Here is a 25,336-nt window from a genome sequence, read left to right as displayed (position 1 = left end):
TTACTATCGTCGCCGCCAAACCGTTCCATCGGCACTATCTTCAAGAATTATACCAGCGTCGGTCAGTTGATCGCGAATTTCATCTGCCTTGGCAAAATCACGATTTGCGCGCGCCTGTTTCCGCGCCTCGATCAACGCATCAATCGCCGCGTCATCCATCCCGTCAGCAGTTGCCGCATCAGTTGCTGCATCGCCCGCCTTTGCCCAGCTTTCAGCGTCTTGTTGCAAAAGCCCGAGCACTGATGCGCTGGCCTTCAATGCGATCGCGGCTGACGTATCACCCTTATTTGCGAGACGCGCAAGTTCATGCAGCCGGGCAATTGCCGCGGGCGTGTTTAAATCATCAAGCAAACAATCGGTAAATCCGGCGTCAATCTTGTCAGCGTCAAAAACAATATCGCCAACCGCACGATACAGACGGTCAAGGCCGTTGCGTGCATCACGCATCGCACTATCCGACAGATCCAGTGGGGCGCGATAATGCGCCGACAACAAAGCCGCACGCAATGTTTCACCGCGATACTGGTCGGCAGCGTCGGTGACTGAAATGATATTCCCCAACGATTTTGACATTTTTTCGTCATTCATCGTCACAAAACCGTTATGCAGCCAGTAATGCGCCATTTTAGGCTGATCATGCGCACAACAGCTTTGCGCGATTTCATTTTCATGATGCGGAAAAATCAGATCAAGTCCACCAGCGTGAATATCAAAGACCTCACCAAGATAGGTCTTTGCCATCGCCGAACATTCGATATGCCAGCCGGGACGGCCACGCCCCCACGGGCTGTCCCATCCGGGTTGATCATCACTGCTTGGCTTCCACAGAATAAAATCCGCAGGCTCACGCTTATAGGGGGCAACCTCAACCCTTGCACCGGCAATCATATCATCCATCGACCGCTTGGACAGCGCCCCATAATGATCCATGGTCGAAACCTGAAACAGCACGTGACCATCGGCCTCATAGGCATGACCCTTTTCGATCAGGGTCGTGATCATCGCCTGCATCTCAGCAATATGATGCGTTGCGCGCGGTTCAATGTCAGGTGCCAGCGCACTAAGGCGGGCAGTATCTTGATGAAAAGTCTCAATCGTTTCGGCGCATAGCTCGTCAATCTGAATGCCGCGTTCACTAGCCCTGACATTAATCTTGTCGTCAACATCGGTGATATTGCGAACATAGGTTACTTTTGAGTGACGCAGGCGTAACAGCCGGACCAAAACATCAAACACCACGATCGGACGTGCATTGCCGACATGGATACGGCCATAAACCGTTGGGCCGCAAGCATAGACACGCACATGATCAGGATCAATCGGAACAAAATCTTCCTTTTTGCGTGTCAGCGTATTATGCAGTCTCAGCACCGTCATGCGGCCACCCCTTGCAGGCGCTTTAACACGCGCTCACGGCCTATTAGACCCAGCAAAGGCGCCAGCTCAGGGCCAGCCTCAACCCCGGTTAGCGCCAGCCGCAACGGCATGAAAAGCCCCTTGCCCTTTACCCCGGTTTCGGCCGCGATGGCAGTTGTCCACCCTTTCCATATCGAGGCATCAAGATCACCTTGCGGCAACAGCGCAGCAGCTGCATTGGTAACGTTGTTCGCATCAATGATCGGCGTTATTTCACCAGTACAGATATCCCACCAGATTTTTGCCTCGCCAAGGTTCATGATATTGCCACGCACTGTTTCCCAGAATAGTGCATCGCCCTTTACGCCGATTTCTTCGAGGCGCGCAGTGACCAATTCAAACGGCATTTCCTGAATAATCTGCGCATTGATTTTCTGTAATTCGGCCGGATCGAATTTGGCTGTAGCACGGCCAAACCGGGTGATGTCAAAACCGGCAATGATCTGTGCCATGTCGAGCTTTGCCTCGACCGGATCTGCGGTGCCGATACGGGCAAGAACGCTAGCAATCGCCGCTGGCTCAATCTCGCTCTGCCGCAATTCACCAATCGACATGCTGCCAAGGCGTTTTGACAATCCCTCGCCGTCAGCACCAGCCAGTAGCGCAAGATGACCCATCGTTGGGGCGTTCGCACCCAGCGCTTCGAAAAGCTGAATCTGTGCCGCTGAATTCGTCACATGATCCTCGCCGCGCAGAATATGCGTAATGCCATGATCAATATCATCAACCACCGAGGCCATCGTATAGATCACCCGCCCATCTTCACGCATTAAAACCGGATCGGACAGGCTAGACATATGATAGGCGACATCACCCCGCACCATATCGTGCCAGCTGACCTCGGCATCATTCAGCAAAAACCGCCAATGCGGACGCCGGCCTTGTGCCTCAAATTTGGCTTTTTCATCATCGCTTAGCTTCAGGCCTGTGCGGTCATAAACCGGCGGCCTGCCAGCCGATAGCTGTGCTTTACGCTTTAGCGACAATTCCTCAGGCGTCTCATAACAGGCATAAGCCCGCCCAGCCGCAATCAGCGTGGCTAGCGCCGCATCATAACGCTCAAGGCGAAGCGATTGGCGGTCCTCACAGTCCCAGCCCATGCCCATCCATTCAAGATCGGCTCTGATATCAGCCTCGAACGCCGCACTCGACCTCTCGGTGTCAGTGTCGTCAATCCGCAGCATAAACTGACCACCAGTTTTGCGCGCAAACAGGTAATTCACCAACGCTGTCCGTAAATTACCAACATGCAGCCGCCCAGTGGGGCTAGGGGCAAAGCGGACTTTAATTGCAGTCATCAAACGACTCCTTTTTGGCTCAAGGCCGGTATCTTTCAGCGTTGGTTTCGCCCGCGGCCAAAATCATATCCACGCGCCTTAGCGTTTTATCGGATTAAAGCCAGAGGTCAAGGGCAGACGGCGATCACGGCCAAAAGCAACCGGCGTCATCTTTGGCCCGGGAGCCGCCTGAAACCGCTTATATTCAGCACGGAATAATAGCTGGCTTGCTTGGGTAACATCATCACGGTTATATCCGCGTGCAACGATTGTTTCGATATCAGCCATTTCCTCGCACAACGCGGCCATAATCGCGTCCAGCTGGTCGTAGGGTGGCAGCGAGTCCGTATCCTTTTGATCGGGGCGCAGTTCTGCTGATGGCGGCTTATCAATGATCGCTTGGGGGATGACCAAACCTTCTGGGCCTGCCGCACCGCGCGGCAAATGCCGGTTACGCCATTCACACAAACGGAAAACATCGACCTTCCAAACATCCTTCAGCGGCGCATAACCGCCACACATATCGCCATATAGCGTTGAATAGCCTGCGGCATATTCAGATTTATTACCCGTCGCCAGCACCATCGCACCATGTTTGTTGGAAATGCCCATCAAAATCAAACCGCGCAGCCGCGACTGGATATTTTCCTCGGCAACATTAGGCGCGGTGCCGGCAAACTGGTCAGCCAACATCGTGCCAAGCGCATCTACCGCCGGTGTAATCGCAATGGTATCTAGCCGTATACCAAGCGCCGCCGCCATTTCAGCAGCATCATCAAGGCTTTCCTGACTGGTAAAGGCCGACGGCATCATCACCGCATGAACTGCCTCTGCACCAAGCGCATCAACCGCAAGTGCCGCCACCAAAGCCGAGTCAATGCCCCCCGACAATCCCAGCAAAACGCCGGGAAAGCCGTTTTTATGAACGTAATCGCGCAGCCCAAGGCACAAACCGCGGTAAAGCGCGGTCAGATCACTGTCAGGCGGGGTGATCTGGCCAGTCAATGCCACCATTCCGGCGGTTTTCTGCGCCGAAATCACCACGATAGACTCAGAAAAACTAGGCAAATGACACGCGAGCTTGCCGCCAGCATTAATGGCAAAAGAGCTGCCGTCATAGACCAGCTCATCCTGCCCACCAACCATATTTACATAAGCGACCGGCAGGCCAGTTTCGACCGTGCGCGCAACAATCGTCGACATCCGGCGTTCTGGTTTACTGATATCAAACGGCGAGGCATTAATCGCGATAATCAGATCAGCCCCGGACTCCTCGAGACATTCAGCTACATTCGGCTCCCAGATATCCTCACAGATCGGAAACCCGATTTTCAACCCGCGCAGCATCGCCGGGCCGGGCATCTGACCTGCGGTAAAGTTGCGCTTATCATCGAACACGCCGTAGTTGGGCAGATTCACCTTGTCCAATCTGGCAAGCTGTTTGCCGCCATCAAGCACAAAGACCGAATTGTAAATGGCACCATCAATGGCAGCAGGCGCCCCAACCACAATCGCCGGCCCGCCATCCGACGTCAGCTCTGTCAACTGATCAATACCAGCGGCGACATCAGCCATAAAATCATTGCGCAGCACTAGGTCATCGCAAGGATAGCCCGACAAAAACATTTCAGGCGTCACGATGATTTCAGCACCTTGTAGCGCTGATTTGGCGCGGGCCTCAGCAAGGCGGCTAACATTAGCATTTACCTTGCCAAGATGCGCATTCATCTGCGCCAGCGCGATAAGAACCGGCTTTGTCATTGGATAATAGACCCTTTACTTACGAAGAAGAAACTCACGACCCGTCTTTACCCGTGGCACGCCATCATAGGCGACAATATCCGCTGTCGCATATGTCTGCGACCAAATTTGCGGCAGAAATGATCCGGTGCCAATTTTATCAACCGGCGCATTTGCAAGGCCAAAAACGCGACATTTATCTGGGCCAAATCCACTGGACGCAACAATTTTCACCTTGTTGAACCCATGCTCGTCAAGCTGTTCACGCATATGCCAAACGGCTGCCGCGCTAACGCCCGTGCCAAGCAATAGCCGAAGCTCATCCTCGGTACGATAACCACGCAAGGCCTGCGGTACATTACGCTCAAGAACCGCATAGGATGACTGGGTATCAAGTCCTTCGACATAACGGCCACCATGCGTATCAATGCGCAGCGAGAGGGTGCCGGCATCGCTCAATTCACGAAAATGCTCAGCAACCGCCAATCCGTCGGTAATCTCCTGACCAAAATAATCAACCAGCACAGTCAAAGGCGCGTCAGGAATTGTTTGATGGAACATTTCGGCTGCACGAACTGTTGAACCGGCATATCCGATCAGCGCGTGCGGCATCGTACCAACGCCCTTTTCCTGACCAAAAAAATGCGCTGTTGCGTCGGTCGCACAACCAACAAATCCGACTGCATTTGCCTTGGCGCGCGCCTTGGCTGCTCCTACCGACGCACCATAGGCCATCAGCTCCGCCATCTCGCTGCCAGCGCAATGACGTGCATCCATCGCCAAAAACGCAACCTTTGGCAATTCCATGCACATATTATAGGCGTTATAGGCCGCGACACAGGCCGGCCCCAAGCGTTGCAGGAAAATCGTTTCAAGATCAACAAGTACCGAAAACGGCCCGGTGATATAGCACATCGGCTCACCCGCACCGATCCATGCACCTTCAACATACAGCTGTTCGATGTTCAAACTGGCACCGCGTGCCGCCGCCATTGCCGTAATCCATTCAATTGCCAGTCGGCCTGCAAAGGTCACTGGCCGGCGCATAAATACCGCATAGGTGACCTCACAATCGCCGTTCGCCCGAACGATATTGCGGGTATGTTTGAAATAGGCATCGGTCAGGCTCGGCTGGGTTTCCGGCGTCGGCCCGCTGCTCGCAAATTTTGCCATCAGTCTACCTTGTGTAAAAAAAGATCAATGCCCCCAACGCGCATTGCGGCGCATCTTTTGCGGAACTTTTGACCCTAAACCGCCTTTGACATAAATGAGGGGACGCCGCGCCGACGCTTTAGCAAATCAGCAAGAAGAAACGCAAGCTCAAGCGCCTGTGCCCCGTTAAGACGCGGATCACAATGCGTATGATAGCGGTCACCGAGGTTGGCCTCGGTTACATCAATAACGCCGCCAACACATTCGGTCACATTCTGTCCGGTCATTTCAAAATGCACGCCGCCCGGATAGGTGCCGATCTCGTCATGCGCATCAAAAAAGCCGGTGACCTCAGCCATTACATCATCAACGCGGCGGGTTTTGTAACCGCTGCTGGCCTTGATGGTGTTGCCATGCATCGGATCACAGCACCACACGACATTGGCGCCATGCGCCTTTACCGCGCGCAATAATGGCGGCAAGCCTGAACGCACCTTCTCTGCGCCCATCCGCACGATCAGAGTCAGCCTGCCCGCTTGATTATTCGGGTTCAGGATATCAATAAGGTGCAATAACTCGTCCGGGTCGAGACTTGGCCCACATTTCAGGCCAATCGGGTTGGCAATACCGCGCATATATTCGACATGCGCCCCATCGGGCTGGCGCGTACGATCGCCAATCCACAGCATATGCGCCGATGTATCATACCAGCCCTGCTCGTCGGTGATTGTATCACGGCGGGTCATCGCCTCTTCAAACCCAAGCAGCAACGCTTCATGGCTGGTGTAAAGCTCGGTTTCGGCAAGCGGCCGCGCCGTCTGCGCGGTGACACCGCACGCCTTCATGAAATTCAGGCTTTCCTCGATACGTTCGGCAAGTGCCTCAAAACGCTGCGTTTGTGGCGTATCTTTCAGGAAATCAGCAACCCAGCTATGCACCTTGGTCAGATCAGCAAGCCCGCCTTGCGCAAAGGCACGAAGCAGGTTCAACGTTGCGGCTGATTGTTCATAAACGCGTAACAACCGACGTGGATCGGGCGTGCGTTCATCTTCGGTAAAGGCAGGCCCATTGATCATATCGCCGCGATAGCTTGGCAGCTCAACCCCATCAATCACTTCGGTTGGCGCCGAGCGCGGCTTGGCAAACTGGCCTGCCATCCGGCCGATCTTGATAACCGGCATTGAGGCGCCATAGGTCAGCACAACCGCCATTTGCAACATGACCTTAAAGCTGTCACGGATATTATTCGCTGAAAATTCAGCAAAGCTCTCGGCGCAATCACCGCCCTGCAGCAAGAACGCCTCACCGCGCGATACGGCACCCAGACGATCACGCAGGCTCTGCGCTTCACCGGCAAATACCAGTGGCGGACGACCTGAAATGATCTTCTCGACAGCAGTCAGCCGGTCAAGATCAGGATAGTCCGGCACCTGCTTTATTGGAAGGCCGCGCCAGCTATTTGGTTGCCAAGTCATTTCCCTATCATCCTCGTTAAGAGTGAAGCTACCGGCATCGCGGCAATACCGCTCAACGCCTGCAGTTAAAATTATAGGCCAATATCACGGATTTTCGTTGTTTTTTCAAGTTTTATTGCGGTGTCAACATAGGCGACAAATTGTCTGGCTACCCATCTGGCTATCCATCTTGCCGTGCTGTACGCATCGTCACAAATTCCTCGGCCGCGGTCGGATGGATGCCAATGGTTGCGTCAAAGTCCGCTTTGGTTGCGCCCATCTTTACCGCAATACCAATCCCTTGCATGATTTCACCGCAATCCGGCCCCATCATATGCACCCCGACAACCCGGTCACTCGCCGCGTCGACAATCAGTTTCATATAGGTTTTTTCGCCGCGGCCAGAAAGGGTGTTTTTCATCGCCCTGAACTGACTTTCAAACACCCGTAGCTTGCCAAAGCGCTGTTCTGCGTCGGCTTCTGACAGTCCAACAGACGCGATGGGCGGCTGGCTGAACACTGCTGATGCCACATTTGTGTGATCAGCCTTGCGGGTAAGATTACCAAATTCACTGTCAGCAAAAGCGTGGCCTTCGGCAATCGCAACTGGTGTCAGATTAATCCGGTTAGTGACATCACCGATCGCATAAAGGCTTGGCACATTGGTTTGCGACATATCATTAACAATGATTTCACCCTGTCTGCCCAGCGCCACACCAACATCCTCCAACCCAAGGCCGGCCGTGTTTGGTCTGCGGCCAGTCGCCGCCATAACCGCGTCAACCTCCAGCCTGCTGCCATCCTTTAGACAGGCTTGCTTGCGGCCATCCTCGGCGGTAACGCGTTCGATGGTGTTTTGTGGATGGAGGATAACCCCTCGATCATGTAACGCGGCAGCAATATGCGCACGAACATCATCGTCAAATCCACGAAGCGGCAAATCACTGCGGTAAATCAGATGAGTACGCGCCCCAAGACCGTTAAAAATACCGGCAAATTCCAGCGCGATATAGCCACTGCCATAAATCGCAATCTCTTTTGGAAGGACTGGTAAATCCAGCGCTTCATTAGAGCTTATTGCGTGCGCCTCCATACCCGGCACATCAATGAATTGCGGCGTGCCACCGACGGCAATCAAAATTTTACCCGCCCGCAAAACCTTATCGCCAACCGTCACCTCATTGGGGCCCGTAACGCGCCCCCAGCCCTCGATCAGGGTCGCACCAGCATTCTTCAGCAACGAACGGTATATGCCCTCCAAACGGGCAATTTCAGCGTCCTTTGCGGCAATCAATGCCGCCCAATCATGCGACAGACCATCAATTTTCCAGCCAAATCCACGCGCATCCTCAGCATCGGCGGAAAAGCTGGATCCATACATCAAAAGTTTTTTCGGAACACAACCGCGAATGACACAAGTGCCACCCGGCCGATCCCCCTCGATTACCGCAACATTGGCGCCATGCCCGGCCGCAATCCGGCCAGCGCGCACACCACCCGATCCAGCGCCGATAACGATCAGATCATAATCAAAATTTGCTGGTGAAGCTGCCATTATCCATCGCCTTTGCACATCGCTTGCCGTGGGCTATCGCTCGCATTTCGGTGCGGTATAGTGCCCCCACCCCTTGTCGCGCATTCAACAACCAAGTTCAAGATGATTCCCAACATCGCCGCATAACTATTGCAGGCGTGACATTATCCATTGGTTTGGCACGTCAGCAAGCCGTTAGATGCTATAGCGTTCGCCATCTCGCGGTTCAGCCGTTGGCAATGCCACATAATCGGCAAAGACGACATCATTCAGGCTGGCGAAATTCGATATGGCAACGGCCATCTGATCATCGGTAATCGCCGCAATATCAAGAAACCGGTGCAACGTTATTGTTGCCGCACCGGAACAGATACCAAACGGGCGCTGCGCATGCGCAATCGTATCCTCAAGCAGCAACATCGTCAGGAACGACGCTTTTAACGGGCCACTGCCATCACGCGCAACAGTGCTGGATAACAGCGCCTGATCTCGGTGATGCAACAATTCGATCTGGATAATTGAACGTTCATTAACCGGCATCATCCAGCGGCTTGCGGCAAGCTCGACGATGTAAGTATCCAGCAAATGATGTTTGGTTTTCATAAGGCCCGACATGATCTGGCGAATATGTGATTTCTTGTAGGGACGCATTTTGAGTTAAACTCCGGTACAAAATAATGTGCAAGCTGGTACCAACGGTAACGGCAATGCGCCGCGGAAAATCCAATTTTCAAACGCAATCACAAACAGCAGAAATAATACCTAACACATCGTTGATGTTATCATATCTTAACTAATTATTAACTATTATCAGTATCCTGAAGTTTTTTCTATTATACGGAGAAACAATCCATTTGGATCAGCACCAGAACTGGACGCGCACCGATAACGGCGATATCACGACAGGCATATTGCAGCCCCGACAGACTCACATTGCTGGACTCCGTTTGCGAAAGCCCCGTTCATTTGATGATAATTGAGAGGCCTTGATAATTGAGGGGCCTTGATGCGGGTCAAAACCGTCGCCCGCTATGCCCGCCGGCTTGCCCAGCCAAAATTACACAAAAACAATCATAGATTGCCGACTTGTTTCGTTAGACACGTGAATTTCGGCGGCGTGCGCCGTGATAAATGCTGGCAAAACAACAATAGATTTATGGTATTCGCAACTCTATGACGTCTCCACCCCACAATCACCTCCCAATCACCTTCCAATCACCTTCCAATCACCTCCCAATCACCTCCCAATCACCCTACGGCCATTTGCACTCATTGCACCATCCAACGCACCACGATAAGCTTGAACCGCCCGCACGGTCGGGCCTGTGAAAAATTAGATCAGGTTAAAGATAAGATTAACCCTCGCAACAGCACGCTTTTCATTCGGGCCATATTCATGTCAGATCCATCGCCACCAGCATCACATTCCAAAACCCTCGAAACTGGCCGTGCCGCCGGGCTGGATGCTAATCCTGACAATCTTGCAGGCACCTGCCTATGGCAGCCGACAGCAGCAGATGTTGACGCCGCACAATTGCAGGATTTTGGGCGGTTTATCGCGGCCAATTATGGCTTTGACTGGAACGGCGATTTTCAAGCGATGTGGCAGTGGTCAGTCGATAAAATGCCAGATTTCTGGCAAGGAATTTGGCAATGGCACGGCATTATCGGCGAGATGGGATCCCGCCAGCTGATCAATGAGACAGCCATGCCCGGTGCGCAGTTCTTTCCTGATGCCAAAATCAACTTTGCTGAAAATCTATTGGCTGAGGCTGATGATCGGCCTGCCATTAGTGCGCATGGCGAGGATGGTCGCCACGCGATATTAAGCCGCGCCGAATTGAAACAGCAGGTGATGGCATTGGCTGGCTGGATGCAATCAAACGGCATTGGGCAGGGTGACCGTGTTGCCGCCTACACGCCAAATACGGCAGAAGCGGTGATTACCATGCTGGCCGCGGCGACCCTTGGTGCGGTCTATTCAAGCTGTTCACCCGATTTTGGGTTGACCGGTGCCGTTGATCGCTTTGGCCAGATTGAGCCGAAATTACTGATGGCTTGTGATGGCTATCTCTATGCTGGCAAGCCGATTGATCGGATGGCGTTGATTGCCGACCTTGCCGCCAGACTGCCAACGCTTGAGGCCGTTTTGATCCTGCCCTATCTCGATAAAGCACGCGATTGCAGCCATATCCCAAATGCGGTTTGTTTCCCCGACGCCATACGCACCGCAACGCCGGTGACAAAATTTCACCGTATCGGCTTTAATGACCCTCTCTATATTCTCTATTCAAGCGGCACAACCGGTGCGCCAAAATGTATTGTTCATGGGGTTGGCGGCACCCTTATTCAGCATATCAAGGAACATCGCCTGCATGGCAATCTTGGCGCTGGTGATGCGATGTTCTACTTCACCACCTGTGGCTGGATGATGTGGAACTGGCTGGTATCGGCATTGGCCTTAAAGGCTAAAATCATTCTGTTTGAAGGCAATCCTTTTCACCCCGGGCCGCAGCGTCTGTGGGAATTGGCCGAGGTTGAAAATATCGCAGTCTTTGGAACATCAGCAAAATATATCGATGCCGTGCGAAAGGCTGGCTATTCCCCCCGTGACGCCGTACGCCTTGATACATTGCGAACATTATTATCGACCGGATCGCCGCTCTCATCAGACGGCTTTGCCTTCGTCTATCAAAAGATCAAGCCCGAGATTCAGCTATGTTCAATTTCAGGTGGTACCGATATTGTATCGTGCTTTGTCCTCGGCTGTCCGGTTTTGCCAGTTTTTGCCGGTGAAATACAGACCCGTGGCCTCGGCATGAAAACCGACGTTCTGGATGATAATGGCGACAGTATCACCGGCCAGCAGGGAGAGCTATGCTGCACCGCGCCGTTTCCATCAATGCCGGTAAAATTCTGGAATGATCCAGATGGCAGCAAATATAAATCGGCCTATTTTGAGCATTTTACCGGGGTTTGGCGACATGGCGATTGGGCAACCATGACACCGCGTGGCGGGATGATCATTCATGGCCGCTCGGACGCGACGTTAAATCCGGGCGGCGTGCGGATTGGCACTGCCGAGATTTACCGGCAAGTCGAGGCGTTTGATGAGATTGTCGAGGCCTTGGTTATCGGACAGAACTGGGATAATGATGTTCGTGTTATCCTGTTCGTGCGGATGGCCGATGACGCCCAGCTTGATAATGATTTAAAACAGCGGATTTCAGCTGCTGTCCGCGCCGGCGCAACCCCACGTCATGTTCCAGCAGTAATCATCGCTGTTCCCGATATTCCGCGCACAAGGTCCGGCAAAATAACCGAGCTGGCGGTCCGTGATATAATCCATGGGCGTGCGGTCAAAAACACCGACGCCTTGGCCAATGCCGAAGCCCTTGCCTTTTTTAAAGATTTAGCTGAACTCAAGGGCTGATCCGGGCAGCCCCTCGCCGCCCATATCTCTAGCCTTTGATAAGGCCTTGAACTGCACTGCTATTGGCAAAACGCCGGCGGTTTGCCTTGTAAAACGCAAGTGACTTCGACAATTGGCGGGTTTCTTCTTGCTTTACTGCGTCGAGGTCGGTCAGATCATCCAGCTTTACTGCCGCACAAGGATGCGCCAAATAGGTATGATCAGCCTTGACGCGATCAGCAATAATTTTGAATTTGGCTTTTGATCCGACCGGCCATTTTTCCCGAAGCAGGGTCAATAACACGAAATTAGCGCCGGCCTCCAGCTGGGCGCCAAGGGGACTTTCCGCCAAAATACCGCTGGCAATCTCTGTCATCGCATCGAGATGATTTTGATCCTCAGCCAGCGCCGCGCCGCGATCCTGATCCATCCAGTGACCTAGCAAATTGATCCGGTCAGCCGCGTCCAGCCCCATCAGCAATGCGTGACTTGCAGTGGCTTTACGCATGGTAACGTCAACAATATCGCTTTCGCCCATGATACGGATCAGTACGGTTTGCTCGGCCATCGGTTCAGTTCCAAAAATAATCGTCAAAAAATAGCAGATTGGCAGATGCCAAATTCCACTCGGCGGGTTTACTGGGATTTGGCGAAAAGAACAAGTCCCCGCGCATAAAATCCCGGCTGCATAAAAGCCCCGCCTGACAACATAGCACTCGTTCGCAACCTAAATACCCGGCTGGTTCACCTCGCGTGAGCGCACGAGTTCACGCCACGCAATCACAAGACAGCTGCCAATAATAACCAAGGCACCAATAATTTCAGTTGCCGACATCACTTCGGCAAATAGAAAATAGCCAACAACACCTGATATTGGCATCTGCAGATACCGCATCGATGCCACCACCACCGCATCAGAATGTCGATAGGCGGTTGTCATCACAATCTGCAAGGCAGACCCGATTACCCCAATAAACACCAGATCAATCAAAACCGTTTGGCTAATGGCTTGCAATTGATCGGGCAGGATTGTGACAATACTGGTCAACACGCCAAATCCAGCCAGATTATACCAAGCCGCAACCGATGCCGGCGCATCACCCTTGCCGAGTTGGCGCAGCAGCAATGAAAGACAGGCACCGGTTAATGCCGCCCCGATGCCATAAAGCGCATACCATGACATATTCCCCGACAAAGGGTCGGTAATAATAACAACACCAGTCAAACCTGCAACAACCGCCGTCCAGCGGTAAATGCCGACTTTCTCGCCGAGCAAGAGAGGCGATAGCAATGTGATAAAGATCACCGAGCTTTGAAACAGCGCCGTTGCCATGCCAAGCGGCATCGAGCGCACTGACAAAAACCAGAAAGCAATCCCGCAACAGCCAAGGATGCTACGGAAAAACAGGGTTTTGCGTTGGTTTATCTGCAAAAACTGCCATCCTCGCAGATAGATCGCAAACAAGAATAAGATCGGCAATGAGAACAAAAACCGATAAAACAGCATCGTTACGATATTGATATCGGGCCCTAGCTGTTTGACCAAAACCCCTGTCAGCACACCAAAAATCACGGAACAAAGGCTTAAAAGAACGCCGACTAAAGATCGAGGTATCAAACCTGACACTCTGTTGCCCCCCTCACCTTTAGAATTCTGATCATGCGACCTTTAGATAATTCGGCCTTTGGGTGCTCTAGACTGGGCACTCCAGACTAGGAATTATGTGGATCACCTAGACTAGGGATTATGCAAATTGCAGATCATTGCACAAATCACCGTAAATTCACCTGAGGACAAAACCGATGCTATCGCAATTTGTTCACATGCACATCTTTTCTTTTCGGCATCTCTAATTATTTTGAGGTATGATACATCTTTACTGCACCGTTTTAGGAGCCAATCTCATGATTACGCCGCCAATCAATAGACGATTGAATACAGAAATATTTGCCATACCGCGTGCCGTATCTCGCGGCGTTGCGCTATTGCTCTTTTGCATGATGACCACGGGTTTTGGCACCATTATTACCGCCAAGGCCGACATCATCGAAGACCGCAAGGCGGGATTCAAAGCCAATGCCCAGTCGATGAAGGCCATTGCCGCCGCCATCGGTGCCGGTGACAGGGAAACGGTGGGCAAACTTGCTGGTGGCATTGCCAGTTGGGCGGCAAAAATTCCCAGCCATTTCCCCGAAGGCAGCGACGGGGGCGATACCAAAGCTCGCGCCGAAATTTGGTTTAACTTTGACACATTCAAGGCGCGGGCCAAGGCGAATGAAACTGCCGCGACAGCGCTGGTAAACGCGGCGCAAACAGGTGATCCCGCAGCAATGGTGGCAGGTCTAAAAACGCTGGGGGCAAGCTGCAAAGCCTGTCATTCAGATTTCAAAGATTAAACCCGACCGCTTGATCCTGCTAGATATTATGCAACAGATCACCACTGAAATACTGTGGAAAAAGCTCACCCCATACCCGCGGTGCGCCTAGAATAACGACGGCCGCAGCAGGCTAATCGCTTGTGCCGCGACAACAAAGGCCAGCATCAACAAAATGCCAAAGGCAGTATGCTGGCCTGAAATCCGCCCATCAATTGCCGGTTGATCGCCTTTCAGGCTGGTCGTTCCTTTAACCATCGCCATCGTCAAATTACGCTTTTTCTTGAATTTATAGATCAAAATCGCGGCGAGATGTAAAAATATAATGATAAACAGAAATTTCTCGCCAAAATGATGCGCCGAGGTGGCATTATCGGTGCCATTTGGCACCAGATGCGCAAGTGGGCCTTCAAATAAAACATCATCATTCGACATGGTGCCACTTACCGCCATGAAAAGCGGGATACCAAGCAAGGCCAGCACTGCATAGCTGCCAAGCGCGCTATGCCCGGCCTTTTCCACTGGATCAGGCCGAAATACCCCCTTCAGCCCCTGCAACGCGGTTTTGGGCGCGGCAAGGAACTGGCTGAACCGTGCATAATGGCCACCAATAAAACCCCAGAAAATGCGAAAACTCACCAACCCCAGGACCGCCAAACCAAAGCGTTCATGTACCCAAAGAACTTCGGCCTTCGCCGAAATAATTGCGCCAACAACACAAATAAACAGGCACCAATGAAACATGCGCAAAGGAAAATCCCACACAATCATGTCATCTCTCCTTTTGCTAGACAGTCTCGTTTGACCTCACTCTAACATGGTAAACAGCTGACAAATCAACTCTTTTTACCCGCCAGAATTTATCCACCAGAGTTTATCCATATATTTCGATCTGCATTTCGATCTGCTTATTGATATGAACGTTTTGGCCCATATTTGCTCTTATGTGACGAAAGCTGAGGCTATAGCGTCAATCACTGGCACGGCTTTCTAAAGCCTGTTAGGGTTTTTTCATGACAATCATGCAACAAAAACTTCTCGCCCCGGGCGGCGCACTTGACCGGCTTGCCGCAATTGACCCCGACATTGCTGCCGCGCTGGCGCAATACGGCCCGCCGCCAGATCGCTCGCTCCCCGCTAGTTTCGAGACGTTGGCGCGTTCGATTATCGGCCAACAGATTTCACGCGCCGCCGCCAGCGCGATCTGGAACCGCATGTGTGATCAAAACCACAGCACCGCGCCGATCATCGCCGCAAAACAGCCCGATGATTTAATGCCATTTGGCCTGTCGCGCCGCAAAGCGGAATATCTGATTGGGATTGCCGATGAAATTCAATCAAACCGCCTTGACCTTTCCAACCTAGCGACAATGAACGGTGAAGATGTGCAAAAACGGCTTGTTGAAATTCGCGGTATTGGCGCTTGGACAGCTGACAATTATCGCCTTTTTGCACTTGGCGATATGGATGCATGGCCGGCTAATGATCTGGCCCTACAAGAGGGTATGAAGCGCCTAAAATCCCTGAATACGCGGCCAGACGGCAAAGAGCTGGAGCGCCGCGGTGACGCGTGGCGCCCTTATCGCGGTGCTGGCGCGCTGATGCTTTGGCATATTTACGGCATTCTGGTGCGAAAGGCGACGATCGACGAGATTTAGCTGAACAGATCGCCCTGATCTGGTACGGCCGGTAACAGCGCATCGCCCTCAAGCGGCGTCACAAGCTGCGGATGATCACGCGTCGTTTTGCCAACATCAGGGCTGACCCGGTACCAGTTAAACCAGCTGGCGGGCGCGGCCTTGCAGCAAGCGGCAGCCTTATCAGCCGATCCGCCAAGCCATGCAGCCTCGGCCTCGGTATCTAGCACAAGCGGCTGACGATGATGGATTTGTGCGAGCTCACCATCGGCAGCACTCGTTACAATCACAAATCGGGTTTGCGCGGACTGGCGAAACAGTAACCCTGCCATCGCCATAACCCCGCCATCCAAAAGCTGGATATGCCACGGCGTTTTCGGGGCTGACCATTCATACCAGCCGCTTGCCACAATAACACAGCGCGACAGCGAAAACGCGTCTTGAAAGGTTGGCTTTTCACGCAATGTTTCCATCCGCGCATTAATGAGAAAACTGTTTCCCTTTGCGGCCGGCGGCAGTCCCCATGCGGCGTTTATTGCCTGCGTATGCAGCCCCTCACGAATGAGAACTAGGCTGCTTTGACTGGGCGCAACATTCCAGCGCGGGCGCAAATTCTGCGTAATTGTAACACCAAAGCGGCGCATCAATTCATCAGTTGTGGCCGTGCTGGTAAAGCGTCCGCACATGATCTAACAAACCCTTGATCTAAATTCTAAGCCTTGATTGGAAATCTTTTGGCCTGACCGGCCGAGTGCGATTAAGAGTAACGCGAAACAGACGACTAGGCGAGTGAACAATGATGTTGTATCACTGGATAGCAGAAACGGCGATCAAGCACGTCAGTTCGCACCAGCCGGATATGAAAAACCTTACCAGAATGATGATTTAGCACTATGACAGTTTGTCTTGCCATTTCAAATCAGAGCATTGCCGACGCCGCGGCGTTATTGCAGAAAGGCCAGCTTGTTGCCTTTCCAACCGAGACGGTTTACGGGCTTGGTGCTGATGCCACGGACGCGGCGGCAGTGGCGCGGATTTTCTCGGCCAAACAACGCCCTGCCTTTAACCCGCTAATCAGCCATGTTGCCACCGCCGAGGCCGCGTTTGCGCTTGGGCAAAAGACACCGATTGCTGCTGCACTTGCCGCGGCATTCTGGCCCGGCCCCTTAACCCTTATTCTGCAACGCAGCAGTGATTGTCCGGTTGCCATGCTGACAACGGCTGGGCTGGACAGGCTGGGTATTCGGGTACCTGCGCATGACGGCGCGCGACGGTTACTAACAGCGTTTGCCAAGCCGGTTGCCGCCCCTAGCGCCAACCCGTCCGGCCAGATCAGCCCCAGCCGCGCCGAGCATGTTGTCAAAGGGCTTGATGGAAAGGTGGAACTGGTACTTGACGGGGGGGCGTGCGAAAATGGTCTCGAATCCACTATTGTGGATTGTACCGGCGCGCGCGCGCTGCTGCTGCGCCCAGGCGGCGTTACGCGTGATGCGCTGGCTGCTGCATTGACCGCCGCAGGTTGTGACCCGGAAATCGACATTGCCGCCCCACTCGGGAATGATGAAAACCCCCTTGCCCCGGGACAGCTTGCCAGCCATTACGCACCAAATTCATCGGTGCGCCTGATGGCAAAAAGCCGAGACGGGAACGAGGAACTAATTGGCTTTGGCACTGTTCAAGGCGCTGGAAAGCTGGGGTTAAACCTCAGCCCCTCAGGCGATCTGATCGAGGCGGCTGCCAATTTGTTTTCGATGCTTCATGCAGCTGATGCGGTGAATGCAGAAACAATTGCCATTGCGCCTATTCCGGTTGACGGTCTTGGCGAGGCGATTAATGACCGGCTCCGCCGCGCCGCCGCGCCGCGCTAGGGCGCAATTTATCAGCAGCAGTTTATCGGCAGCAGTTTATCGGCGAAACGGGCAAAAACGTCTCGCCATTGGCGTAACCAGTCCCTGATCCTTTTTCTTGCATGTTTCAGCATTTGCATTGATCTTTGCAGATATCTATAAATATTACATGAAATGCCAAGGCGGTCTCATCCGGTGAGAACTGGTTTTTAGATGGCCGCGTTACCCCGCCGAAGGCAAGTGCCGATATCAACAGACCAAAACAGGAAGTGTGCCGCACATGGACGACCGTAAACCCAATATCATTGATGATCTGATTGCCCTTGTTGGCGAAAAGGCAGTGTTGCAAGAGCGCGATGATACGGCCAGCTATCTGTCTGATTGGCACAGCCGTTTTCACGGCGCGGCGCATGCGGTGGTTTTGCCCAAAACAACCCAGCAGGTCTCGGCAATCATGGCCTATGCCGATAAACATAATATCATTGTCGTGCCGCAAGGCGGCAATACCGGCTTTATGGGCGGGGCGACACCAGATGAAAGCGGCAATACAATTTTGCTATCGCTGCGGCGGATGAATAAGGTGCGCGAACTCGACACGCAGAATATGTCGATGACAGTCGAGGCTGGGTGTATCTTGCAAAATCTGCAGGATGTTGCCGATGAGGCTGGTCTCTATTTTCCGCTGAACCTAGCAGCCAAAGGCAGTTGCACGATTGGCGGTAATCTTGGCACCAATGCAGGCGGGCTAAACGTGGTTCGTTATGGTACTACGCGGGCGCTTACCCTTGGCCTTGAAGTGGTGCTGATGGGCGGCGAGGTGCTGAAAATGCTCAGCGGCCTCAGAAAAGACAATACCGGTTATGACCTTAAAAACCTGTTTGTAGGATCAGAAGGCACGCTTGGCGTCATAACCGCGGCAACGATGCGGTTATTTCCAAAACCCGTCGCGCTTAGCACCGCCTTTGCCGAGGTGCGTGATGTTGATGCGGCGGTCAAATTGCTGCACCGCGTGCAGGCCGCATCAGGCGGTATGGTTGAGGCCTTTGAATTGATTCCGGCTGATATTCTGCATGTTCTGTTTGAGTCGTTCCCAAATATCCAGTGTCCACTGGCAACAATTGGCCCGATGAATGTGCTTATGGAAATCGGCAGCACCAACCCGGCTGATAATGAGGTCGACGGTAATGGCAGCTCGCCAATCCGCAGCATTATGGAAACCGTGCTGGCAACCGCCTTTGAAGATGGCCTCGTGATTGACGCCACCATCGCAAATAGCGACGCTCAGCGCGATGCCTTATGGGATGTGCGCGAACAATCACCAGAATCGCACAAGCGTGCTGGCAAGGTCATGCGCTCGGATGTGGCATTACCGCAATCAGCATTATCGGCCTTTTATGCGGATATGGTTGCCGGCGTAAAGGCGATTGATCCGAAAATCCGTATTTGCGGCTATGGTCATATTGGTGATGGAAATTTGCACTTTAACCTTGTTCAAGCGGCCGGTGGTGATCCCGATTTTGACGCAAAGACGCCGCAACTGCTTGAACTGCTTTACGGCAATGTCACCAAATATGGCGGATCTATCAGCGCCGAACACGGCATTGGGCAAGTAAAGCGCGATCAACTAGCCAAGGTCAAAAGTCCCGCTATCATAAATACGATGAAATCAATTAAAGCCGCTTTAGATCCAAAAAATTTGATGAATCCGGGTAAGGTTATCTAATCATACCACCACATCGGCAAAGAGGCCTAGGTCATGCCCAAGACACCAACGCCGCAGGACATTTTGCATTTCTGGTTTGTCGAAACTTCGCCCGAATTCTGGTTTAAAAAAGACGATGATTTTGACGCCCTGCTTGAGAGCAGGTTTGGCAAAGCGGTGCGAGAGGCGCTTGCTGGGCGTCTCGATCATTGGGCAAATGACGCCGATGGTTGTCTTGCCTTGATCCTGCTGCTTGACCAATTTACCCGGAATATCTTTCGCAATTCTGCGCGCGCATTTTCCGGCGATGAAATGGCGCTTGCGCTAAGTCTACGTTGTGTTGAACGGCAATATCTTGAGCCGGGTCAGGCGGTACGGTGCCAATTCATGCTTATGCCAATGATGCATAGCGAGGATATCGGCATTCAAGACGCATCATTACCGTTATTTGAGGGTTATACGTCAAAAATGACCCATGATTATGCGCTTAAACATCGCGATATCATTGCCCGGTTCGGGCGATTTCCGCATCGCAACGCATGGCTTGGCCGGCCAAGCAGCGCCGAGGAAGAGATGTTTTTAAGCCAGCCCGGCTCATCCTTTTAAGCGGCCGGTTCAAGACCCAGCTTTTCAAGCGCATCAAGTGCGGCTTTGGCGGTAATATGGGCAATCGGGCTTGCTTGCAGCCAGGTTGCGGTGCGGCCGGTTGGGGCCGACATTGATGGATCGGTATCTGGCCCCATCAACATCAGGCTCGGCGCGCCGGTTTTCGCTGCAAGGAACATCGGGCCTGTATCATTACCGATAACGAATGCAGCGCCGCTTAATAATTGCGCCAGCGTGACCAGATTGGTTTTTCCGCATAGATCAACCGCATCTGCCGCCACCGCCAGCACCGCATCAACCGCAGTACGATCATCATCTGTGCCGACCAGCAGAACCGCTAGATTGCGGGCAAGTAACGCATTTGCAAGTTCAGCAAACCGTTCCGCAGGCCAGCGCTTTTGCGGCTTTGCCAACGAGCAACCCGGTACAAGAACGGCATAGCGACCAGCGTGGGGAAACTCGCAATCGGCAAACGATGGCGTAAACAATAATGGCGTGCCGGCACTTGCCGCATCACCCATAAGCCAATCCATATCAGCATTTTTGGCAATACCGCCGGCAATTTCCGCAGTTTTCATCATACGGTCACGGTTATTGACGCCCGTAAAATCGGGCAGCCGATCCGAACAGCCGGGCGCCGTGCCAATCCAGCGTGTTGCAGGCATCACGAAATGGGTAAAATAGCGTTTGGTTCGACCACTGCACTGCATATCAACCATAATCGACCAGTCTTGGCGAAGGGCGCGGCGAATACGCCATGACGCGGCAAGGTTAAAAATGCCAGCGCGCGGGTCGGCAATCACCTCATCAAACCACGGCATCATCGCGGCAAAAGAAACGAAACCGGGGGTCGTCATGAGCGCAATATGGGCATCAGGGTTGCCCGCACGCAGACTAGCAAAACTATCAAGCGCCTGAACAATGTCGCCAAGCGCACCATGCTTGATAACAAGAATTCGTGTTAAAGTGTGATCAGACGGCATAAAGAGACCATTAGTGGTTGAAGTCGTGGACTAGTCAAATTTACCACTGCTGACGCAATAGCAAATTTTCTGCGCGGAAGTTCATATTTTCATCCCGCCATGTCAACTAACATATTGTGTCCTTGCGGTGATGCAATAATATAGCAAGCCTACCCACCCCTTTCTTGCCACAAACTGACGGAACAACGCTGTTGACGGGATCAAAATTCAAAATCGATCTTTTGCTTCCTGTCAAAGAATCCTTTTCGGCGGCAAATGCCGGTGCTGTTGCAACGATTGTGCATGACCTTGTGACAGAAAGCCGTAATGAAGATGATATCAGGGTGGTCGGTCGCGCGATAGACGCGCCCTTCGACGGGGTGAATTTTTGTGGCTTAAAGCCAAAAATGGCTTGGCTTTTGGGCAAGAATGATGGGTTTACGGCGGCCTATTTGGATCGGCTAAAAATGCACCCTAGGCCTGATTTGATTGAAGTTCACGGGCGATGTCATGTTGCCAGCCAGCTGATTAAAAAACGCCCGGACATTCCGGTCAGTCTCTATCTTCACAATGACCCGCGCACGATGAAAGGGGCAAAAACCAGTGGTGAACGGGAATCATTGTTGAACGGGCTTGTTCAGATTATTTGTGTTTCTGATTATATTCGCCGCTGTTTTCTTGACGGCTTGGATCGTGATCATGCACTTTCCGCCAAGGTAAATGTTGTACCAAACGGGGTTTCGCGCCGACTGAAATCACCGGCCAAAAAGGAACCGATTATCTTTCTTGCCGGCCGTATGGTGCCTGAAAAGGGCATTTTGGAATGCGCTCAAGCACTCGCCGATATTTTGCCATCCTTTCCCGCTTGGCGGCTGGTCATTGCTGGTGCCCGCCGGTTTGAGCAGACCGCGGCTGGCAGCTATGAAGCCAAGGTTGCCACCGCCGTGCGCACACTTGGCGATCAGGTGGAAATGACCGGATTTATCCCCATTGACGCGGTTCGTGACTGGCAGGAAAGAGCTGCCATTGCCGCCTGCCCTTCTTTGTGGGAGGAGCCGCTTGGCAAGGTGGTGGTTGAGGCCATGGCAGCGGGCTGTGCCGTTCTGACGACACGGCGCGGCGGCATCCCCGAAGTTGCCGAGGGGCGCGCGCTGATTATCGATAGGCCGTCAGTGTCCAGCCTTCGTGCAGGGTTTGAACAGCTTTTAACCAATGATAAGCTGCGCCTTGAATTACAGGCCAAGGCTTGGGCCGATTTTCCATTTACCAGCGAAGCGATGGCAAATAGAGTTGATGGATTGAGGCATATAGCAATTCACGCCGCTTTACATGGACATAGGGCGTAAAACAGGCTAGCGATAGAGAGCATCGCCAAGCGACTGAACGATCGGCAAAGGATAAGGTGTTTTGGGGTTTTTATCGAACAGTCTTCATATGCGCTGTCTGCTGGTGGCGCTGACGTTATCATTACCTGCTAATTCTGTAGTTGCCGCAGATGAGCCAATTGGGTTTGAAGCTGATAATGTCGTTGTTAATCAGAATGATGGAAGCCTGCTTGCCACCGGCAATGTTGAACTGAAACAGGCCAATAACAATTTGCGCGCTGACGAAGTAACCTATTACCGTGACCAGAACAGAGCCATTGCCCGCGGTAATGTTATTCATACCGATGGCGATGGCACCGTCACTCACGCCACAATGATGGAGCTGGATACCGAATTTACGCATATTCTTGGTGAAACAATAATCTCGCATTTTGCCAGTGGCGAGTGGCTGTCTGCAGCCAGTGCTGATCGCATTGCTGGCGATCGTGGTATTTTCGAGAAAAGCCGTTTTACCCCCTGTAAATGCGATTTTTTAAATGGTGAACGACCATTATGGGATATTAAGGCCAGCCAGTCTGTTCGTGATGAAAAAACCCAGACCATTACGCATTTCAACCTGCGCATGAATGTGATGAATGTGCCAGTTGGTTATCTGCCATTTCTATCGCACCCCGACTGGACGGTAAGGCGCCGCTCGGGCTTTTTAACCCCCAGCTTTGTTGTAAGCTCAGACCTTGGTTTGACCCCGTCGATCCCCTATTACCAGATCATTGACAAGACCAGTGACGCAGAATTCACCGGCTATAAATATCAATATCGCGGGCTTGGCGTCAAAACGCGCTATCGCAAGCTCTGGGACAAGGCCGAGTTGAATGCCATGGTCTATACGGCAAATGTCGAGACCTATAAGAAGAACCGCGAGTTTGTTGGTGCTGTCGATGCGAGCTTTGCAAGCCGCATTGGCAATGGCTGGAACCTTGGGGCGCGTCTGCGCCGCGCCAGTCAGGACACATTTATGCGCCGTTATGATTTCAATGATGACATATCGCTGAAATCGACCCTCGACGTCAAAAGAGCCATCGATAACCGCTATTACCACATCGAAGCGTCGGACCGCCAATCATTGGTGAATAGCGATAAAACCGTGAATGAACCAACTGTACTGCCCGCCATCTTTTATGAAAAAACTGAAAAAGGATGGCGCGCGAACCAGCAGTTCCGAACCGAGCTTAGCGCCCTGCAACTTGACAATGACCAAGGCTATGATCTGGCGCGCTGGAGCGGCGTTTTCGAATTATCCGAAGACTTCAAGCTGCCAGTCGGTGTTGCCAATTACGAAGCCAACGTAACGGGTAGTTATTACAGCCTTCACGCAAAGCCTGAAGATGCAACAACCCGTCTGGGTGAGGTTAGTTTTGTAACACCAGCCCTGTCGATCGGATGGCGGCTGCCGATCGCGATAACAACCGCGAACCGCACAGCGATTTTTGAGCCACAAACCCAATTGGTTTATGTTGGCGGAAAGGATCGCACCACGGTGATTCCGAACCGTGATGCTGGCGATTACCGGATTGATGAGGCTAATCTTTTTTTGCTAAACCGTTATCAGGGCAAGGATTTCACGCTTCCTGGAACACGCGCCGATATTGGTGTATCCGCAACAACGAACGATAATTTCTTTGGTGATGTTACTGGCTTTTTGGGAATTAGCCGCCGGATTTCCGGTAGTGCCTCAGCAGGATTGAACGCCGATCAGGGTGACAAATATTCAGACTATGTTGCAAGCCTATCGGTTAATCCGGCAAACAGCCTGAACTTGCGGTGGTCGGGACGGATATCATCGAAAAACCTGACTTTGAACGAGTCGAAGGCGTCGCTGTCCTCAAATCTTGGCAATGGCCGCCTTAGCGTGACGCATAATCAGCTCGCCAAAGCCTATTTCTCCAGCAGTGATGACGACCGCGAAGAATTGTCAGCCACCTACAGTCAATCTTTTGCCGGTGGATGGCAGTTTGCCGCGACACAATTGTGGGATTTGTCTTACGGAAAAACTGTTCGGAAAAAAAGCACGGCGGCGCTTAGCTGGAATGGCGGCATTCAAGATTGCCTTTATGTTACAATCAATTACAAACATGATCCCGTTGCCGACCGCGATGTCAGTGCCGTTGACCAATTGAATTTTGTCATAGGCTTCAAACATCTTGGCGCAATTTCGCAATCGGCATTATCGACATTATCGACATTCGGCGGGAATTAAGCGGAATGGCGCCGGGGGCGGTGCTCCTGCGGGCCGCCCTAAATCAACACCGCAATAATAACGATAACAACTGTGGCAATGATCATTGCGCGTGTTAGCACAACATTATTGCGCAGGCTTTTTCCCATAACCGTGCCAAGCCAGCACCAAAGGCTGTGAAAGCCCAATTGACAGGCGGCAAAGGTCAGAATGACAACGGGCAATTGCACTGAAAAATCGCCAAGATCTGGGGCAAATTTTCCCCATGCCAAAACCGACATAACCCACGCTTTGGGATTGAGCGGATGCACAAAAATCCCGTTTCGGAACCGAAAATGATGGGCGTCAGGCTCGGCTTGATGAAGGTTAGCATCACCTGATGGCCATGATTTTAACGCAAGCCAGATCATATAGCCGGCACTGACATAGCTGAAAAGCATCTGCCAAAACGGCGCTTTGGCAAGCACAAGACCAAACCCGAAACCGATGAACAGATTCAATAGAATCTTGCCAACAATAAGGCCCAAGATAAACCCAAGACAGCGCCCCAGCCCCTGCCGGACACCGGCCAGCATCACAATCAAATTGGCAGGCCCGGGCGTTCCGACCATAAAGGCGACAAAGGCCAGCAGGCTAAAAAATGCAAGCATTTATCTAATT

The 25,336-nt window shown here is 52.5% G+C and carries 21 protein-coding genes; 8 read left to right on the top strand and 13 right to left on the bottom strand.

Annotation, left to right across the window (positions count from 1 at the left end):
* Positions 1–3: 3 nt before the first annotated feature.
* From cysS to AB8881_11820, 7 genes are all read right to left on the bottom strand, one after another.
* Positions 4–1,377, bottom strand: a complete 1,374-nt coding sequence (cysS, locus tag AB8881_11850; protein XDZ63225.1) for a cysteine--tRNA ligase — start codon at positions 1,375–1,377, stop codon at positions 4–6.
* Positions 1,374–2,714: a glutamate--tRNA ligase gene (gltX, locus tag AB8881_11845; GenBank protein ID XDZ63224.1), complete on the bottom strand. Its 1,341-nt coding sequence runs from the start codon at positions 2,712–2,714 to the stop codon at positions 1,374–1,376. The genes cysS and gltX overlap by 4 nt, the downstream gene beginning before the upstream one ends.
* 78 nt (positions 2,715–2,792) lie before the next feature.
* Complete coding sequence (locus AB8881_11840) at positions 2,793–4,454, bottom strand: NAD+ synthase (protein ID XDZ63223.1); 1,662 nt, start codon at positions 4,452–4,454, stop codon at positions 2,793–2,795.
* Between the two features lie 15 nt (positions 4,455–4,469).
* Positions 4,470–5,606 carry a nicotinate phosphoribosyltransferase gene (locus tag AB8881_11835; protein XDZ63222.1) on the bottom strand — a complete coding sequence of 379 codons (1,137 nt, stop codon included), beginning with the start codon at positions 5,604–5,606 and terminating at the stop codon, positions 4,470–4,472.
* Between the two features lie 74 nt (positions 5,607–5,680).
* Positions 5,681–7,060, bottom strand: a complete 1,380-nt coding sequence (locus AB8881_11830; protein ID XDZ63221.1) for a class II 3-deoxy-7-phosphoheptulonate synthase — start codon at positions 7,058–7,060, stop codon at positions 5,681–5,683.
* Positions 7,061–7,220: 160 nt separating this feature from the next.
* On the bottom strand, positions 7,221–8,594 hold the full coding sequence (gor, locus tag AB8881_11825; GenBank protein XDZ63220.1) for a glutathione-disulfide reductase: 1,374 nt from the start codon (positions 8,592–8,594) through the stop codon (positions 7,221–7,223).
* Positions 8,595–8,768: 174 nt separating this feature from the next.
* The gene (locus AB8881_11820; GenBank protein ID XDZ63219.1) at positions 8,769–9,224 is read right to left on the bottom strand and encodes a hypothetical protein; all 456 of its coding nucleotides are present in this window, start codon (positions 9,222–9,224) and stop codon (positions 8,769–8,771) included.
* 745 nt (positions 9,225–9,969) lie between these two features.
* On the opposite strand from AB8881_11820, the gene AB8881_11815 reads away from it, so the two are divergent.
* Positions 9,970–12,006: an acetoacetate--CoA ligase gene (locus AB8881_11815; GenBank protein XDZ63218.1), complete on the top strand. Its 2,037-nt coding sequence runs from the start codon at positions 9,970–9,972 to the stop codon at positions 12,004–12,006.
* Positions 12,007–12,034: 28 nt separating this feature from the next.
* Here the strand turns inward: AB8881_11815 and AB8881_11810 are convergent, their stop codons facing one another.
* The gene (locus AB8881_11810; protein XDZ63217.1) at positions 12,035–12,553 is read right to left on the bottom strand and encodes a hypothetical protein; all 519 of its coding nucleotides are present in this window, start codon (positions 12,551–12,553) and stop codon (positions 12,035–12,037) included.
* A gap of 159 nt (positions 12,554–12,712) precedes the next feature.
* On the bottom strand, positions 12,713–13,612 hold the full coding sequence (locus tag AB8881_11805; protein XDZ63216.1) for a DMT family transporter: 900 nt from the start codon (positions 13,610–13,612) through the stop codon (positions 12,713–12,715).
* Positions 13,613–13,890: 278 nt separating this feature from the next.
* On the opposite strand from AB8881_11805, the gene AB8881_11800 reads away from it, so the two are divergent.
* Positions 13,891–14,382 (top strand): cytochrome c, encoded by a 492-nt coding sequence (locus AB8881_11800; GenBank protein XDZ63215.1) that lies wholly within the window; start codon positions 13,891–13,893, stop codon positions 14,380–14,382.
* An 87-nt stretch (positions 14,383–14,469) separates the two neighbouring features.
* On the opposite strand, the gene AB8881_11795 is transcribed toward AB8881_11800, so the two are convergent.
* A complete protein-coding gene (locus tag AB8881_11795; GenBank protein XDZ63214.1) occupies positions 14,470–15,132 on the bottom strand; it encodes a cytochrome b/b6 domain-containing protein in 663 nt (220 codons plus the stop codon).
* 242 nt (positions 15,133–15,374) lie between these two features.
* Between AB8881_11795 and AB8881_11790 the strand changes: the two genes are divergently transcribed.
* Entirely contained in the window at positions 15,375–16,019 is a 645-nt protein-coding gene (locus tag AB8881_11790; protein ID XDZ63213.1) for a DNA-3-methyladenine glycosylase, read from the top strand.
* Here AB8881_11790 and AB8881_11785 read toward each other — a convergent pair.
* The gene (locus AB8881_11785) at positions 16,016–16,684 is read right to left on the bottom strand and encodes an SOS response-associated peptidase (protein XDZ63212.1); all 669 of its coding nucleotides are present in this window, start codon (positions 16,682–16,684) and stop codon (positions 16,016–16,018) included. The genes AB8881_11790 and AB8881_11785 overlap by 4 nt on opposite strands.
* A gap of 207 nt (positions 16,685–16,891) precedes the next feature.
* On the opposite strand from AB8881_11785, the gene AB8881_11780 reads away from it, so the two are divergent.
* The 3 genes from AB8881_11780 to AB8881_11770 all read left to right on the top strand — a co-directional run bounded on the left by AB8881_11780 (position 16,892) and on the right by AB8881_11770 (position 20,153).
* Positions 16,892–17,866, top strand: a complete 975-nt coding sequence (locus AB8881_11780; GenBank protein ID XDZ63211.1) for an L-threonylcarbamoyladenylate synthase — start codon at positions 16,892–16,894, stop codon at positions 17,864–17,866.
* 259 nt (positions 17,867–18,125) lie between these two features.
* On the top strand, positions 18,126–19,568 hold the full coding sequence (locus tag AB8881_11775; protein XDZ63210.1) for an FAD-binding oxidoreductase: 1,443 nt from the start codon (positions 18,126–18,128) through the stop codon (positions 19,566–19,568).
* Between the two features lie 33 nt (positions 19,569–19,601).
* On the top strand, positions 19,602–20,153 hold the full coding sequence (locus AB8881_11770) for a DUF924 family protein (GenBank protein XDZ63209.1): 552 nt from the start codon (positions 19,602–19,604) through the stop codon (positions 20,151–20,153).
* Here AB8881_11770 and AB8881_11765 read toward each other — a convergent pair.
* Entirely contained in the window at positions 20,150–21,136 is a 987-nt protein-coding gene (locus AB8881_11765; GenBank protein ID XDZ63208.1) for a glycosyltransferase family 9 protein, read from the bottom strand. The two genes, AB8881_11770 and AB8881_11765, sit on opposite strands and share 4 nt — an antisense overlap.
* A 191-nt stretch (positions 21,137–21,327) precedes the next feature.
* Between AB8881_11765 and AB8881_11760 the strand changes: the two genes are divergently transcribed.
* Both AB8881_11760 and AB8881_11755 read left to right on the top strand, forming a co-directional pair.
* Entirely contained in the window at positions 21,328–22,461 is a 1,134-nt protein-coding gene (locus tag AB8881_11760; protein XDZ63207.1) for a glycosyltransferase family 4 protein, read from the top strand.
* 61 nt (positions 22,462–22,522) lie between these two features.
* Positions 22,523–24,697: an LPS-assembly protein LptD gene (locus AB8881_11755; protein XDZ63206.1), complete on the top strand. Its 2,175-nt coding sequence runs from the start codon at positions 22,523–22,525 to the stop codon at positions 24,695–24,697.
* Positions 24,698–24,735: 38 nt separating this feature from the next.
* On the opposite strand, the gene AB8881_11750 is transcribed toward AB8881_11755, so the two are convergent.
* Complete coding sequence (locus tag AB8881_11750) at positions 24,736–25,326, bottom strand: LysE family translocator (protein ID XDZ63205.1); 591 nt, start codon at positions 25,324–25,326, stop codon at positions 24,736–24,738.
* Positions 25,327–25,336: the final 10 nt, after the last annotated feature.

This window comes from Alphaproteobacteria bacterium LSUCC0396, from assembly GCA_041228345.1.
In the GTDB taxonomy this organism is placed as follows: domain Bacteria; phylum Pseudomonadota; class Alphaproteobacteria; order Puniceispirillales; family Puniceispirillaceae; genus UBA3439.
The sequence above is the reverse complement of the archived record's forward strand: the minus strand, read 5'-3'. Positions and strand labels throughout refer to the sequence as shown.